At 72.2% G+C, this 15,216-nt stretch carries 11 protein-coding genes; 5 read left to right on the top strand and 6 right to left on the bottom strand.

Annotated elements, in window-relative coordinates:
- The first annotated feature begins 54 nt into the window (after nucleotides 1-54).
- The gene (locus MUN33_RS04105) at nucleotides 55-1,308 is read left to right on the top strand and encodes an alpha-hydroxy acid oxidase (RefSeq protein ID WP_244803638.1); all 1,254 of its coding nucleotides are present in this window, start codon (nucleotides 55-57) and stop codon (nucleotides 1,306-1,308) included.
- Here MUN33_RS04105 and MUN33_RS04100 read toward each other — a convergent pair.
- Nucleotides 1,289-2,524: a type VII secretion-associated protein gene (locus MUN33_RS04100; RefSeq protein WP_244803637.1), complete on the bottom strand. Its 1,236-nt coding sequence runs from the start codon at nucleotides 2,522-2,524 to the stop codon at nucleotides 1,289-1,291. The two genes, MUN33_RS04105 and MUN33_RS04100, sit on opposite strands and share 20 nt — an antisense overlap.
- A complete protein-coding gene (locus MUN33_RS04095; protein WP_244803636.1) occupies nucleotides 2,521-5,943 on the bottom strand; it encodes an FtsK/SpoIIIE domain-containing protein in 3,423 nt (1,140 codons plus the stop codon). The genes MUN33_RS04100 and MUN33_RS04095 overlap by 4 nt, the downstream gene beginning before the upstream one ends.
- A gap of 159 nt (nucleotides 5,944-6,102) precedes the next feature.
- On the opposite strand from MUN33_RS04095, the gene MUN33_RS04090 reads away from it, so the two are divergent.
- Both MUN33_RS04090 and MUN33_RS04085 read left to right on the top strand, forming a co-directional pair.
- On the top strand, nucleotides 6,103-7,362 hold the full coding sequence (locus MUN33_RS04090; RefSeq protein WP_244803635.1) for a ubiquitin family protein: 1,260 nt from the start codon (nucleotides 6,103-6,105) through the stop codon (nucleotides 7,360-7,362).
- Between the two features lie 53 nt (nucleotides 7,363-7,415).
- On the top strand, nucleotides 7,416-8,534 hold the full coding sequence (locus MUN33_RS04085) for a S8 family serine peptidase (RefSeq protein WP_244803634.1): 1,119 nt from the start codon (nucleotides 7,416-7,418) through the stop codon (nucleotides 8,532-8,534).
- A 14-nt stretch (nucleotides 8,535-8,548) separates the two neighbouring features.
- Here the strand turns inward: MUN33_RS04085 and eccB are convergent, their stop codons facing one another.
- Entirely contained in the window at nucleotides 8,549-9,790 is a 1,242-nt protein-coding gene (gene eccB, locus MUN33_RS04080) for a type VII secretion protein EccB (protein ID WP_244803633.1), read from the bottom strand.
- Nucleotides 9,791-10,111: 321 nt separating this feature from the next.
- On the opposite strand from eccB, the gene MUN33_RS04075 reads away from it, so the two are divergent.
- A complete protein-coding gene (locus MUN33_RS04075) occupies nucleotides 10,112-10,870 on the top strand; it encodes a hypothetical protein (protein ID WP_244803632.1) in 759 nt (252 codons plus the stop codon).
- A gap of 21 nt (nucleotides 10,871-10,891) precedes the next feature.
- Nucleotides 10,892-11,893 carry an arsenic resistance protein gene (locus MUN33_RS04070; RefSeq protein ID WP_244803631.1) on the top strand — a complete coding sequence of 334 codons (1,002 nt, stop codon included), beginning with the start codon at nucleotides 10,892-10,894 and terminating at the stop codon, nucleotides 11,891-11,893.
- Here the strand turns inward: MUN33_RS04070 and mgtE are convergent.
- The 3 genes from mgtE to MUN33_RS04055 all read right to left on the bottom strand — a co-directional run bounded on the left by mgtE (nucleotide 11,862) and on the right by MUN33_RS04055 (nucleotide 15,192).
- A complete protein-coding gene (gene mgtE / locus MUN33_RS04065) occupies nucleotides 11,862-13,232 on the bottom strand; it encodes a magnesium transporter (RefSeq protein WP_244803630.1) in 1,371 nt (456 codons plus the stop codon). The genes MUN33_RS04070 and mgtE overlap by 32 nt on opposite strands.
- 263 nt (nucleotides 13,233-13,495) lie before the next feature.
- Complete coding sequence (locus tag MUN33_RS04060; RefSeq protein ID WP_244803629.1) at nucleotides 13,496-14,359, bottom strand: tRNA pseudouridine synthase A; 864 nt, start codon at nucleotides 14,357-14,359, stop codon at nucleotides 13,496-13,498.
- The gene (locus MUN33_RS04055) at nucleotides 14,356-15,192 is read right to left on the bottom strand and encodes a DUF998 domain-containing protein (protein ID WP_244803628.1); all 837 of its coding nucleotides are present in this window, start codon (nucleotides 15,190-15,192) and stop codon (nucleotides 14,356-14,358) included. The genes MUN33_RS04060 and MUN33_RS04055 overlap by 4 nt, the downstream gene beginning before the upstream one ends.
- Nucleotides 15,193-15,216 lie beyond the last annotated feature (24 nt).

Genomic DNA, 15,216 nt, shown 5'->3' with positions numbered 1-15,216 from the left:
CTCCCCGCCCCCTGCCCGACACCGACACCGACACCGACACCGAAGGAACCGACCATGGTCAAGCGCCAACTCCCCAACCCGTCCGAGATCCTCGACCTCATGCAGTTCAAGAAGCCCGAGCTCAACGCCAGGAAACGTCGTCTGGACTCCGCACTGACCATCTACGACCTGCGGAAGATCGCCAAGCGCCGCACCCCGGCCTCCGCCTTCGACTACACCGACGGCGCCGCGGAGGAGGAGATCTCCATCGCCCGGGCACGCCAGGCCTTCGAGGACATCGAGTTCCACCCGTCCATCCTCAAGGACGCCTCACGGATCGACACCACCGCCACCGTCCACGGCGGCACCTCCGCCCTGCCCTTCGGCATCGCCCCCACCGGGTTCACCCGGCTCATGCAGACCGAGGGCGAGGTCGCCGGGGCGGGTGCCGCCGCAGCCGCCGGGATCCCGTTCAGCCTCTCCACTCTCGGCACCACGTCCATCGAGGACGTCAAGGCCACCAACCCGCACGGCAGGAACTGGTTCCAGCTCTACGTGATGAAGGACCGTGACATCTCCTACGGTCTCGTCGAGCGTGCCGCACAGGCCGGGTTCGACACCCTCTTCTTCACCGTCGACGCCCCTGTCGCCGGTAACCGGATGCGCGACACCCGCCACGGTTTCTCCATCCCGCCGCAGCTCACCGCGAAGACGATCCTGGACGCCATCCCCCGCCCGTGGTGGTGGTACGACTTCCTCACCACCCCGCCGCTGGAGTTCGCGTCCCTGTCCTCCACCGGCGGCACCGTCGGCGAACTGCTCGACTCGGCGATGGACCCCACCATCAACTACGGCGACCTCGAGACCATCCGGGAGATGTGGCCCGGGACCATCTCGGTCAAGGGCGTCCAGACCGTCGAGGACGCCGTGACGCTGGCGGAGCTCGGCGTCGACTCCGTCGTCCTGTCCAACCACGGTGGACGCCAGCTCGACCGCGCCCCGGTCCCCTTCCAGCTGTTGCCCGAGGTCCGCCGTGCCGTCGGTGACGACATGGAGATCCTCGTCGACACCGGCATCATGAACGGCGCCGACATCGTGGCGGCGGTCGCCCTGGGCGCGGACTTCACCCTTATCGGCCGCGCCTACCTCTACGGCCTCATGGCCGGTGGCCGCGACGGGGTCGACCGGACGATCGCCATCCTGCGCTCCCAGATCGAACGCACCATGAAACTGCTGCAAGTGACCAGCCTCGACGAGCTCGGCCCCGAACACGTCACCCAGCTCACCCGGTTCAACCGCCTCACCCCCATCACCCGGCAGCAGCACTGACCCGGACCGTGGCGCCGAACCGGCCACAGGTCTCGCGCCGGTCCTCCGAGAACTCCCGGTACTGGCACCCGACGGACACCTGGTGCCCGTCCACCAGCAGCACACGCCAGGACGTCGTCGAGTCGGGGAAGTGTTCCTCGTAGGCCACCGGTGACCGGCCGGTCACCACGACCCCGCCGTCTGCGCCGGGGCCGTCGAGACCGTCGAGTGCCCGCAGCATCGCCGCGTCCAGCTCGTCCTGGGTACCGACGGGCGTCGGGCTCGCGGCGATGAGTACCCGCATGCCGTCGTCCCCGGACGTCCAGATCTCACTGTCCGGGGTGGTCTCGGACATCCTCCACCCGGGCACGTCGACCGTCACCGTGACGTGGCGGGCACCGCCGGCCTCCTCCGGGCCGGTGCCGTCCGCACTCAACTCGCGCCACGACGGATCCTCCGGGACGTCGTCCCCGTCCTCGGTAGCCTCCGTGGCCTCCGGTTGCTCCCTGCCGTCCTGCACACCACCGCCGGCCTCCACGGGGTGCGCGGAGTCACCCGGCCCGCGGGCGAGAACCCCCGCCACGAGCCCCACCAGAACCACCGACACCAGTGCCACGGCGGCGAGGACGACGACCCTGGGCGGCACGGAGGGCCGGGTACCCCTCGACCTGGACCCGACGACGGACTCCGCCCGGTCCTGTTCCCCGACCTGGTCCCGAATCTCCTCGCCAGCCTCCTCGCCGGCCTGCTCGCCGGCTCCTGCCGGGTCAGGGTCGGCGACCTCCGCCCGCGCCTCCGCGAGGTCCCCGGCGAGACGCAACGCCTGGCTGACGTCCACCGTCCGTGCACGCAGCCCGGTCATCCTCAGGTACGCCGCGGTGACGTCCTTGTCCGGGCCGGCGACCAGGATGTCGCTGACGGACGCGCCGATACCCCAGGGGAACACCGTCCGCGGGACGACGGGGTTCGCGCTGGTGAGTTCGGGGTCGGCCTCCCGTGCCTCGAGAACCTCCTCCACCAGTTCCCGCACCGCCTCCAACTGCAGCAGCGGCACCCCCGACCCGCGGAACACCGGGCCACCGGCAGAAGCGTCAGAAGCGTCCGGAGAATCAGGCGAATCAGGAGAATCAGCACAGCGGACCTCGAAGCCGCTGAGCAGGTCGGTGGCGCAGAGTCCGTTGACCAGGATCCCCGACTCCGTCAGCGCCACCGCGGACGCGACCATCCCGGCGTTCATGAGCCCACCTCCACGACTCCGGCGCCGTGAACCCCGTCAGGTACCGGTTCCCGCCCGACGTCGCTGACCGCCACCTGGATCTCCTCCGCCGAGCCCTGGACCAGTACCGCCCGGCCCGGCGGGCGTGGCGCCAGCACCTGCCCGGCGACCGGCCCGTCCTCTCTCGGCGCCGACAGGACCACCCACGCCGTACGGTCCCGGGTGCCCTGCATCAACGGGGTGAACGCACTACGACCCACCAGCGCGCTACGCCGCGCGGTCACCAGGTGCAGGCCGATGTCCGCGGCATGCGGCAGCAGCGGCACCAGCAGGTCCACCACCGACGCCAGGTCCGCGGACTGGTCCAGGTCGTCCACCACGATCACCCGGTCGGTACCGCTCCACCACGACCGGTGGCGCAGACTCTCCGGGGTCAGCTCCACGTCCTCACCGGGGACCCGTGCGGTGAGTTCCTCGACCCACCGGGTCAACACCGTGGTGAACGACGCGACCGACCGGTACCCCGGCGCGCCGAGCAGGCCCCGACGGACGTCGGTGGACAGGACCTCGGTGCCGGGGCGCGCTGCCGCTGCCCGGGCGACGGTATGCAGGGTGGTCGTCGCCCCCGCCCGTGACTGCCCGACCACGGTCAGGTGGGGGAACGTACCGATGTCCCAGGTGACCGTGGACAACCGTGCCCCACCCACGCCGACGGGCAGTCCCTGTCCCCCGGGCTGTTCCGGTGCCTCCTCCAGGTCGCCGACGTACACCAGCTCCGGCAGCACCCGCATCGTGCGCAGTGGTTCCCCACGCTCTGCACTGACCTTGCGGGCGTGTTCGATGTCCTGCGCGTCCGAGTAGGCGACCTGCAGGTGCTTCCCGTCGGGTGACACGCCCCGCCCCGGGTGGTCCGGGAGCGTGCGTTGGGCGTCACGGAACACCGAGTCCGACGGGGTGAGCCGCAGCTCGACCGCCCCGGTGAGCAGGTCGCGCAGGCCCGGCCGGAAGGTCCACCGGAGGGAGGTCACCACCACGTGCACGCCCCGTTCCATCCCCGCGGCGACCAGGGCGGCGAGTCTGCGGTCCTCCTCGCCCACCGCGTCGAGCCCGTCGACGACGAGCACCCGGTGCCGGGACGCCCCGGGCGTCCCCTCCGGAGTGGTCCCCGGTGCGTCGTTGTCGTGTTCGTCCTGCTCGAGTTCGTCGAGCAACCGTGGCAGAAGATCGGCCCCGACCACCGCCGCCACCTGCGGGAGCCGTTCGAGGTCGCGGAGGGAACCACCCGGGTCCACCACGTAGATCCCCACCCCGGGGGAACTCAGCGCCAGGCCGACGACCAGCGAGCGCACCAGCGTCGTCTTCCCCGTCCCCGGCTGTCCCACCACCGCCCAGTGACGGCGGCGCAGGTCGAGGACGAACGGGCGCTGGACCCCGTCGAACGGCAGGTCCTCGAGCCCCAGGCGCACGGTCAGTGCCGGCTGTGCCTGCTGTGCCGCCTGTGCCGCCTGTGTCGCTGCCGTCGTCCCCTCTCCACCGGACTCCGCACCGTCGCCCATCACCGCGCTGGCCGGCAGCAGTTCCGGCAGCGGCTCCAACCAGATCGGATTTCGGTTCGGGCCCGCCAACCGGTCGATCACCAGGTCCATCGTGGTACCCGCCGCCTCCGGTTCCACACCGAGTTCGCGCACCAGCCGGGAATCCAACGGCGCTTCAGGACCGGACACGTAGGCCGCCTGGAACCGTACCTGGCCGATGGAACTGAGGATCGCCGCCCCGGGGGTGGCCGGCAGCTCGTGCGCCGCGGTCGAACCGATGAGCTGGCGCGATTCCGTCGCCGAGAACGTCCGCAGGGCGATGCGGTACGACAGGTGCGACTCCAACCCGCGCAGCCTGCCCTCCTCCAGCCGTTGACTGGCCAGCAGCAGGTGGATCTGCAGGCTCCGGCCCAGCCGCCCGATGGCGGCGAAGACCTCCGCGAACTCCGGACGGGCGTGCAGCAGTTCGGAGAACTCGTCGACGATCACGAACAGCGCCGGCATCGCCCCCGGGTAGGTCCGGTTGTACTCGGCGGCGGTGGACAGCCCCGCGGCGCGGAGCCGCTCCTGACGACGGTGCAGTTCGCCCAGCAGGGAATCCTGCATGCGGTCGACCAGCACCGCCTCCTCCGACAGGTTGGTGATCACCGCGGAGGTGTGCGGCAGCCGCTCCATCCCGGCGAACGCCGCGCCGCCCTTGAAGTCGATCAGCACGAAGTTCAGTTCCTCGGGCGGGTGCTGGTGCGCGAAGCTGGTCACCACGGCCCGCAGCAGCTCCGACTTCCCGCTGCCGGTCGCCCCGATGCACAGCCCGTGCGGACCGATACCACCCTGGGCGGACTCCCGGATGTCCAGGTGCACCGGCGACGGTGAGAACCCGATGGCCGCACGCAGACCACCGCCTGCGACGTCCAGCACCGACCGGGAGGTACGGGCCACCGCCCGCGCCCGGCACAGACCGGCGAGCTCCACGTCGCTGAGGGTGTCGGCGGTGGCGAAGGGACGCCACCCGTCCACCGTCCAGGCGGACAGGGACCCGCCTTGCGCGTGGAGCAGCAGCCCACCGTCGGCCGCCAGGTCATGCCACGCCGGGGCCACCGACGCCGGGTCCGCCACCACGGTCACCGCCCCCGACACCGGCACCGGGATGTCCTGCGTCCCGTCCGTCACGTGCACGAACCGGACATGGACCGACCCCTCGTCCGGGAGCCACCGGTCGTGTGGCCCGGTGACCCGCACCTCCGAGTCGTCGCGGGTGACCGCCTGGCCCTGCATCGCCCGGACCAGGCCCGACGCCCCCTCGCCGATGACGACCACGCAGTCGAACTCCCGCAGGTCCACGGCCACCGGCGCCTCGATCGTCGCGTAGCTGCCGGCGAGGTTGCGCAACGTGGTGGCGCACACCGGCTCCAGGTCCTCCGGCGGGGCGTCGACCGGGATCTCCAACGGGTCGTCCGGTGCCTGCACCGCCGTACCGATACGCACCACACCCGGCTCGGGGGTGCGGACGTCCCCGGCGCCGACCGTGTCTCCGGCCCTGTCGCCGGCCCGGTCCCAGGCCCCGTCGCCGGCGAACGTCCACAGTGCCTGCGGGTGCGGCTGCTCCACCGCAGCACGTTCCCACTGTGCCCGGCGCGCCCGGTGCAGGGAATCCGACAGCGCGTCCAGGTGCCGGTGGAACCCACGGCGTATCTCGTCGACGTCCTGCCCACCGGGGCTGATCATCATCGCCAGGCTGCCCAGCATCATCAGGGGGAAGATGAACGCCATGGGTGAGCGTCCCATCCCGGAGAGCACCATCGCGGCGACCATGCCGACCACGGCGATGACCATGACCACGGGCATGAGTATCCGGATGAACGGCTGTTTGTTCTTCGGCAGTGTCGGTGGAGCCTGTGACTTCATCGGCGAAATTCCCCTCGCGTCCCCCTGCCGCGCCCCCTGCGCGACAGCTGTCGCCCACAGACTGTACACTCCCGAGTCAACCGACCACGGCCGTCGGGGACGCGTCAGGGGGACGCGGTCGGCCGTGGGGTACACCGACACCAGGGGGAGGAACCCACCATGATCGCCGTGAGCATCACCGTCTGCCCGGACAGCGACGACGCCCGCACCGTCGAGGCCACCGTCGCCGACACCGTGCCGGTCGCCGAACTGATCCCCCACCTGGTCGAGGCCACGCCCGGCGAGGTGTGGCGGCTGTCCGGCCCACTGGGCGTGCTGCGCCCCGAACACTCCCTGGCCGACGCCGCAGTCCGTCCCGGTGAGCGCCTCACCCTGGACCGCGACGGGCTGCCGCCACCACCGGTCGACGACGTCGGGCACCTGAGCACTCCGGTCACCGGGTCACCGGCGGCCTGGGTCGCCGCCCTGGGTGCCGCCGTGGCCTGCGCGGTGGTGTGGGCGCCGGTGTGGGGATCCGCCGACCGGGTGCACTGGCACCCGTTGGAGGTCAGCGACCGGGCGCGCGGCCTGCTCGACGGTACCGACCCCACCGGGGTGCTGCCGGTCGTCGCGGTACTGCTCCTGGCCACCCTGGCGACCGCGACACTGTCCCTGTCCGACCGCCGGTACGTCAGTGTCGCAGCGGTCCTCGGTTTCGGGTTGGGCCTGCAGGTCAACGTGCTGGCCGCCTGTGTCGTCGCGGCTCTCGCGGTGTGGCGGGGCGGGGTGGTGCGTACCGTGACGGTGGGTCTGGCCGCCGCGGCCGCGGTGAACGTGTCACCGGGGCTGACGACGCTGCTCGCGGTGTCGGCGCTGACATTCTCCGGGCAGCTCGCCGTGGGGCTGGCGGGGATCACGCTGCCGCGGATCCCCGCGACCGGCCTGTTCACCGGTCGGCGGAGCACGCAGGACGGACGTGGCACCGACGGTACAGCCGGTGCCGTCGGTGACCGTGGCCCGGTCGTCGCGGCGCAGGCGATGCGCCTGCACTCCGCCATCGTCGTGACCTGCTGTGTCGTCATCCTCGCCGGTGCCGTCCAACTGGTCCCGCTTGGGCTGGAGCCGGGGTCGTCGCCGGGGTGGGAGCAGGGTGCGCTGCTCGCGGTCGCCGCGCTCGGTCTGTCGGCGCGGGCGACCCGCCCGGTCCATGCCGTCGCGGTGACGGTCACCTCCACGGCGCTGCTGCTCTGGACCACCCTGCAGCTGCCGCCGCCCTGGATGCTGCTGGCACTGGCGCCTGTCGCGCTGCCCGCGGTCCGGGTGACCTCGCCGCTGGCCGGACGGGTCCTCGACGTCCTCGAGACCCTGGCATTCACCGCCTGTGTGCCGCTGCTCATCGCGACCACCGGGCTCTTCGGCGTCATCCGGGGCATCGGATGACGCCACGGACAGGAGACAGGACAGGAGACAGGACGCTCCGGTGGCGGGGTGCCGTGCTGCTGCCCGCGCTGGTTCTCGGCACGGTGGCGGTTCCGCAGGCCGACAGTCAGCCCCGGTGTGACCAGCCCGTGTTCGGCGATCCCCTGCCCCTCGACGTGGACCTGCCCCACGACCTGGCCACCGGCGGTGGCGTCGGCGTCGCGGTGGTCGACACCGGGGCCGCTGCCCCGGGGATCGTCGCGGAGCGTCCCGGTGACCGGGACCGGTGCCTGCTGCACGGGACCGCCGTGGCCGGGACGCTGCGCACCGTGGCCCCGGACAGCGGGATCGTCTCTGTCCGCCAGGGTGACAGCGGCACCGACACCACCGTCGCCGACCTCGTCGTGGCCCTCGACCGGGCCCGTGCCGGCGCCGACGGGCACGGGGTCAGGATCGTGAACATCTCCGTCGTCGCCTGCGAGGACACCGCCGAGCTCAGGGCTGCCGTGACCGCCGCCGAGGAGGCCGGGCTGCTGATCGTGGCCGCCGCAGGCAACACCGGCCAGTGCCGGGAGGACCAGAGGCCCTACCCCGCCGCGCTGCCCGGGGTCCTCGCCGTCGGTGGGGTCGACGCCCGCGACCCGGTGGACCTCGACGCGGGACGTCGCCCCGCCGACTACTCCGTGCCCGGCGACTGGGTGGAGCTCCACGCACCCGGTGGGCCAGTGTCGGCCCTGCTGGACACCTCCGGTGACGACGGTCCGCCGGACGGGGACGCGGTGGCGCGGACGATCGTCGGGGACCCCGCCCCGTTCTCCGGGACGAGTTTCGCCGCCCCGGTAGTCGCCGGGGCGGCGGCACTGGTGTGGCAGGTCCGCCCGGACTTCACCGCGGCCCAGGTCCGTTCACTGCTCGTCGACACCGCCGAGCAGGGGGTGGTGCCGGTGGTCTCCCCGGTCGGCGCGGTCAGTGCCGCCCTGGACAGCCGGGACGACAGGGAGGCCGGGGAGGCCGGCGAAACCAGCGGCGATCCGGCCCTGCAGGCGGCGCCCGGCACCCGGTACGCCGTCCCGGAGGAGGTCACCGTGACACGGACAGCCCCTGCCCCCCGTGACCTGAGGATCCCCCTGCTCCTCGGTGCCGCGGTGGCCGTAGCCCTGCTCACCAGGGGGATCCTGCGGGTACGGAGGTAGCCGGGCCCGGCCCGTCACCACCCGGGCGTGTCTGTCGACGACACCGTCCGGCTGGCCCGCTCCTCGGTGAGCACCCCACCGTCGGGCAGCCCCTCCAGCACCCGGAAGGCCACCGTCTCCGGTTCCCCGGCGCTCTCCCCGTCCACCAGGCCCAGGACCTTCAGGTCCTCGGCCGAGGTCACCGAGTAGCGCACCCCGGTCTCACTGACCAGCACGAATCCGCGCTCGGTGAGCACCGTGGAGGTGCCGCGCGGGCCGACGAAGTGTTCCCCGGGCACCGGCACCCCCACCCCGGTGGACTCCAGGTCGCCGGCGTCCACGACATGCTCCCCGATACACACCTCGCGTGAACCACCTGAACCACCCGGACCACCTGAACCACCTGAACCACCCGGACCGCCCGACGCCGCCAGGTCGGCGAGCTCCAGGTCCGGCGGGACCTGGTCGAGTGCGGCCACCCCGCCGACCTCCGGGCGTGACAGCAGGACCGGGAGTTCCTCGACCACCGGTGCCCCGGTGAGCGCCTCGGCGATCGCCCGGCGCGCGCCGGTGACCTCGGCGACGCCGTCGTCCCCGGTGAGGAAGACCCGGTCACCGGAACGTGCGGTCTGCCGCAGCGACGTCAGCGCGACGTCCGGCCCGCGGTCCAGCACCGCCAGCACGTCCTCGGCGACGGGGACGGGCGTGGCACCGAGCGCCCGGGCGAGCACCGGCCCCTCGGTCAGCAGCAGCCGCCGGCCGTCGACGGCCAGCCACGTCCCCGACGGGGCGTCGAGCACCACCGGTCCGGCGTCGGCGAGGGCCGGGGCGGCGACGACCCCGTCCGCGCACCGCGCCCAGGCGGACGCGGGTGCGGGGACCAGCCCCGGGGCGTCCGGGATGCCGAGGGCGGGCCCGGTGGCGAACCGTGCCAGCTGGTCGGACGTCGAGGTGGTGACGTCCTCCGCCGCGCCGAGCAGCAGCCGTCCCGAGGCGACGTTGGTCACCGGATGGAAGGCCTCGCCGACCCGCACGTGCAGCGTGCCGGCCTCGTCGGCGACGAGGCCGGCGTCGTCGACGGCGGGTTGAGGGCGCAGCATCGCCACCAGCAGCATGCCCCCGCAGACGAGCAGCGTGAGCAGGACACCCACCCCGGTCGCCCGCCGCTGGGTACGTAGCGGGTCGTGCGCCATGCGCGCATCCCCGGTGACCAGTGCCAGCTCCGTCCGCCGCAGCAGGAACGCGTAGCCGGACACCTGCAGACCTGTGGTCCTCATCTGTTCGATCCCCCTGTTGTGTCCCCCGGCACAGTGTGCCTATGCTTGCGGATGGTACAGCACGGTGCCGGCACACGGGTGCATACCAGCGGGGTACCGGGCCACGGGGGCACAGGGGTGTGTCCCGCTGCATGTCACGGGGATGTTGAAGGGGGATGGACGGGGTTGTCGGGGAAGTCTGGGAAATCTGGGAAATCTGGGAAATCTGGGACGACGGGAAAGTCAGGGCTCCCGTGGGGAGCGGGACTCGTCGCACGTCTACGGTGGTACCACCGGCAGGTCGGTGGACGGGGCGGGGACGATCCGGTGGTGTGGTTCCGGATGCACGTGCCGCACCCGCGTCTGTGGGGCGAGCCGGTGGAGCACCCCCCGACGGTCGTGCTCGACGACAGGGTCCTGGACCGTCTGGCCGCGGGCCTGCGGGTGGAGGAGGGGGCGGCCGGTCTGACGACCGCGATCGCCCCGGCTCCGCGTGCCGCCACCCGGGTGGAACGGTCCTACTCCGGGGTGGCCTCCCTGCTACGCCGGCCGACGCAGTGCCTGGTCGGGGTCCCCGAGGGCGCCGCCGCCCGGATGCGGTGGGCCGCCGCCGGCTGCGGGCTCCTGGCCTCGCGGCTGGACGCCGCGCCCCCGGGGATGCGCCTACGCACCCCTGCCGAGGACGCCGCAGGCCCGCTGCAGGTCACCCCGTTGCCCGGGTGGATGGTCGGCACCGACGTCTACGGGGCACCGGTGGTCCTGCACCTTCCGCCGGGGACCACCACCGTGGTGCACGGGGCCACGGCCAGCGTGGTCTCGCAGACGATCCCGCCGTCGGGCCGGATACCCGGCACGGACGTCGACATCGTCACTTCCCGGGCGGACTGGGAGGCCGCGTGGGACCCGCAACGCTGCCGGGTCCTCGTGGACACAGGGGACACAGGGCGCACAGACACGGATGGCCCGGCGGCCACCCCGCCGGACGGGGACACCGTCGACATCACCGTCGACGTGACCGTCGACCTCACCGGCCCGAGCGCCGGCACGGTGCAGGTCGGCGGGACGACGGTGGAGTTCACTCCCCTGCCGCTGCGTGCGTGACCGTCGGCTACGCTGACGACAATGGACAACCTCGTGGCATGGCTGGAGCGGCACCAGGTCCCGCTGTACCTCGGCGCGCTCCTGGTCGGCGGTGTCGTCGGCTCCACCGTGGCAGTCGTCCCCGGTGCGGCCGACGGGCTCGGCGCGGCGGTGAACCCGGTGCTCGCACTGCTGCTGTACGCCACCTTCCTGGGTATCCCCCTGCGCGGGGCGTTGGCGACGCTGCGCGACGGCGGCTTCCTCGTCACCGTCGCCGTGGTGAACTTCGTGCTGGTGCCTCCGGTGGTCTGGCTGGTGACCCGCCTGGTGGCCGACGACCGGGCGTTGCTCGTCGGCGCACTGTTCGTGCTGCTCGCCCCGTGTGTCGACTACGTCATCGTCTTCACCGGCCTGGCCGGCGGCGCGGCCGACCGGCTGCTGGCCGCGGCCCCGTTGCTGATGCTGGTGCAGACGGCGCTGCTGCCGGTGTTCCTGTGGCTCTTCCTCGGGTCCGGGACCGTGGCGGGGATCGACCCCGCGCCCTTCGTCGAGGCGTTCATCGTCCTGATCCTGCTGCCGCTCTGCGCCGCCGCCCTGACCCAGGCGGTCCCCGGACGGGCCGGACACCGCGTGCGTTCGGTGGTGGGCAGGGCCATGGTCCCGTTGATGATGCTCACCCTCGCCGTGGTCGTCGCCTCCCAGTTCGCGGAACCGCACCGTGCGTGGTCGTCGGTGGTCCGGGTGGTGCCGGTGTACGTGCTGTTCGCCGTGGTGATGACGGCGGTGGGCTGGACGACCGCACGCGTGGCGGGGCGGTTCGCCGGGACGGACGTGCCGGCGCAGCGGGCGGTGGTGTTCACCGGGGTGACGCGCAATTCCCTGGTGGTGCTGCCGCTGGTGCTGGCCCTGCCCGCCGGCTACGGGGTGGCGCCGCTGGCGGTCGTCACGCAGACCCTCGTCGAGCTGCTGGTGATGGTGGCCCTCGTGCGGGTGGTGCCGGCGCTGCTCCCCGTCACAGGCTCAGCACCGTCCGGGCGATCATGAAGTAGACGACCAGCCCGGCGGCGTCGACGAAGGTGCTGATGAACGGGTTGGAGAAGACCGCCGGGTCCGCCCGGACGGCCCGGGCAACCATCGGCATGACGCCGCCGATGGTCGCCGCCATACTGCAGACCGCCAGGAGCGTCAGCCCGATGATCAGCCCGACGGACGGGTCGTAGATCACCGTCGTGACGCCACCGCCGAGCGCCCCGAGCAACGCCCCCAGCGACACCCCGACACCCATCTCGCGCAGCAGCACCCGTCCCACGTCCCGGGGACTGACGTCCCTCAACGCCAGTGCCCGGGTCACGGTGGTCGCCGCCTGGTTGCCGGTGTTCCCGCCGGTTCCGATGAGCAGCGGCATGAACAGGGCCAGCACCGTGACCTGCTCCAGCGTAGCCTCGAAGATCGACAGGACCTGCACGGTCAGCGTCGCGCCGATGGCCAGCACCAGCAGCCACACGATGCGCGACCCCACCAGGGAACGCACCGGGGTGGCCAGGTACGGGCGGCGCAACGGCTCCACGCCGCCCTGGCGGGCGGCGTCCTCGGTCTCCTCGTGCTCGAGGATCCGGGCGGCGTCGTCGATGGTGAGCACCCCGACCAGGCGGTCCTCCCGGTCCACGATCGGCAACGCGAGGAAACCGAGCTCAGCACACCGCCGGGCCGCCGCTTCGGCGGTCTGGTAGGCGGTCATGGCGCTGGCGTCCTGCATGATCGCGGAGATCGGCACACCGTCGTCCGCACGCAGCAGGTCCCGCAGGCTCACGACCCCGATGAGCCGACGGCTGCCGTCCAGCACCGGCAGGGTGTACACGGTCTCGGCGTCGTCGAGCTGGTCGTGCACGCGCTGCATCGTCTGCCCCACAGTGACGTCGGCCCGGGTGGAGATGTACTCCGGTGTCATCCGCCGCCCCACCGACCCCTTCGGGTACCCGAGCACCTCGGAGGTCAGCTGCCGGTCCTTCGCGGACAGGCCGTGGAGCAGCCGCGGGGCCAGTGCCGCCGGCAGTTCGTCGAGCAGCCACACCCGGTCGTCCGGGTCGAGGTCGCTGAAGATGGTGGCGACCTCCCCGTCGCGCAACCCCTGGATCAGGTCACGCTGCAGTGCCGGGGAGAACTGCTCGAAGACCTCGATCGCGTTGTCCTTCGGCAACAAGCGGTACACGATCGCCCGGTGGTCGGTCGACAACCGTTCCAGCAGGGCGACGACCTGCTCGGTCGACAGAGGTGTCACCACCTCGACGATGCGGGGGAAGTCCTTGGTCTCCACCAGGGTCTCCACCAGCTGCTCTACGGTGGCGGAGAGATCGGCGGCGTGGGTAATCTGCCGGGTGTCCATGCTGAGTCCTCGATGGTTCTCATGTGTCTGTCACGGGTGTGGCGGGGGTACGCGCCCACACGTGCACACGGCTCAGCTCACGGTCAGGTCGACCGGCCGTACTGCAGGGAAGGCGCGCTGCGCTGTCTGTGAGGGGAACTGTCACAGTTCACGGAAACCTCACCTGCCTTCCCTGTCGGCTCCGACGGCCCGGTCGGCCGCCTCTACCCGGACCACCGTGCCACACAATCCGCCGCGGTTCAACGCGGAAGGCATGGGGCCGGTCAGGAGCCGGGTTCCACCGGGGCCCGACGGTCACGGGTCACGTCCGCACGCGCCGCCATCTCGTCCTCCGGCGGGTACTGCACGGACACCAGGTTCAACCCGCACGCCGGCGCGACCGGGACGGACGAGCTGCGCGACCGTTCCTCCAGCAGCCCCCCGGTGAACCCGCTGCCGCGCCGGCCCTCACCCACCGTCAGCACCGCGCCGACGAGGGAACGCACCATCGACCAGCAGAAGGCGTCCGCCACCACCGTCGCCTCGTAGGTGGACGGTTCGGTCGCCGTCGAGACGTCCCGCCAGTGGAACTCCTGCAGGTCCCGGACCGTGGTCGCGTTGGGACGGTGCCGGCAGAACGCGGCGAAGTCGTGCAGGCCGACCAGGACGTCCGACGCCGCCTGCACCGCCGGCAGGTCGACGTCGTGCCGCCACACCGCGGTGTCACGGACCCGCAACGGCAGCGGCCCGGCGGCCGCGGTGGTGACCCGGTACACGTAGCGGCGGGACAGCGCCGAGAACCGGGCGTCGAAGCCGGCAGGGGCCGCGGTCGCCCCGTGCAGCCGGACGTCCTCCGGCAGCATCCGCGACAGACGGCGCACCAACGCCTCCGGGCGGTCCAGGGAACGCTGGCGGAAGGCGCTCTCCGGGAGGTCGACGTGGGCTACCTGGCCGTTGGCGTGGACACCGGCGTCCGTCCGTCCTGCGACGACCAGCTCCACCTGCTCACGGACGACCAGCGACAACGCGTCCTCCAGCACACCGGCGACGGTACGCAGGCCCGCCTGGGGGCCCTTCTGGCGCGCCCAGCCGTGGAAATCCGTCCCGTCGTAGGCCACGTCCAGGCGGACGCGGACGGTGTCCGTCATCGGTCGTTCTCCTTCTTGTCGTCCCTGTCGTCCGGGTGGCGCCGTCGCCCCCACCCCTGGGTCAGTGCCGCGGTGAACCCCGGGTCCCGGCGGGGGCCGTCGTGGTCGCCGGTCATCACCGTCCCGTCCGCCTCCATGTCGGCCACACGGCGGCTCTCCTGGTCGGCGGCCCCGCCGAGCGAGTACATGCATACCCCGATGACCATCAGCCACGCCGTCAGCATGTCGAAGGCGAGCCTCTCGTAGGCACCGGGCAGGCCCCGTGGACCGAGCAGCAACAGGGCGAGCAGCCCCACCACCGAGGCGGCGAGCATGAAGCGGGTGATCAGCAGATACCCGCCGTAGATCAACGGGTGCGGGCCGCGTCCACCGGCGGTGCGCGCCGACCCCACTCCGGTGAGGAACGCCATGAACGACCACATCAGGATGGCGTGCACCAGCATCGACAGGTCGTGGATCGCCGGTGAGACGTCGTAGGGGAACAGTCCGGCCAGCATGGCCGTCGCCCCGGCACCCCCGGCGAGCACCGCCGGGATCCGCACGGAGCGGTGGCCCTCCCTACCGGCCGCCAGCCACATCACCCCGGCCGCGACGACGATGATGAACGCGCCGGCCACGTAGGCGGTGTTGGTCACCAGGTAGGCCGGGTTGCAGACGTACCTTGTGCCCAGGTTGTCGCGGAGGACCTGGCACTCGGTGACCGTGAAGTCGCCGATACGGTTGTCGGTGAAGGAGTACAGGCCACGCCAGCTCCACAAGGCGACGACGTGCCCGAATCCCGTGACGAGGCCGCTGAGGAACAGCAACACGCCGGCGAATCGGTAGGTCAACACAAGCCACGACTCTACCAACCTGCC

The sequence above is a fragment of the Corynebacterium kalidii genome (assembly GCF_022869005.1).
GTDB classification, from domain to species: Bacteria; Actinomycetota; Actinomycetes; order Mycobacteriales; family Mycobacteriaceae; genus Corynebacterium; species Corynebacterium kalidii.
This window is presented reverse-complemented; position numbering and strand designations above follow the sequence as displayed.

Bases quoted from the DNA above. Each gene is read 5' to 3' on its own strand.
- MUN33_RS04090 (WP_244803635.1), top strand. From the start codon at position 6,103: ATGATCGCCGTGAGCATCACCGTCTGCCCGGACAGCGACGACGCCCGC.
- eccB (WP_244803633.1), bottom strand. From the start codon at position 9,790: ATGAGGACCACAGGTCTGCAGGTGTCCGGCTACGCGTTCCTGCTGCGG.
- MUN33_RS04095 (WP_244803636.1), bottom strand. From the start codon at position 5,943: ATGAAGTCACAGGCTCCACCGACACTGCCGAAGAACAAACAGCCGTTC.
- MUN33_RS04075 (WP_244803632.1), top strand. From the start codon at position 10,112: ATGCACGTGCCGCACCCGCGTCTGTGGGGCGAGCCGGTGGAGCACCCC.
- MUN33_RS04105 (WP_244803638.1), top strand. From the start codon at position 55: ATGGTCAAGCGCCAACTCCCCAACCCGTCCGAGATCCTCGACCTCATG.
- MUN33_RS04100 (WP_244803637.1), bottom strand. From the start codon at position 2,524: ATGAACGCCGGGATGGTCGCGTCCGCGGTGGCGCTGACGGAGTCGGGG.
- MUN33_RS04060 (WP_244803629.1), bottom strand. From the start codon at position 14,359: ATGACGGACACCGTCCGCGTCCGCCTGGACGTGGCCTACGACGGGACG.
- mgtE (WP_244803630.1), bottom strand. From the start codon at position 13,232: ATGGACACCCGGCAGATTACCCACGCCGCCGATCTCTCCGCCACCGTA.
- MUN33_RS04070 (WP_244803631.1), top strand. From the start codon at position 10,892: ATGGACAACCTCGTGGCATGGCTGGAGCGGCACCAGGTCCCGCTGTAC.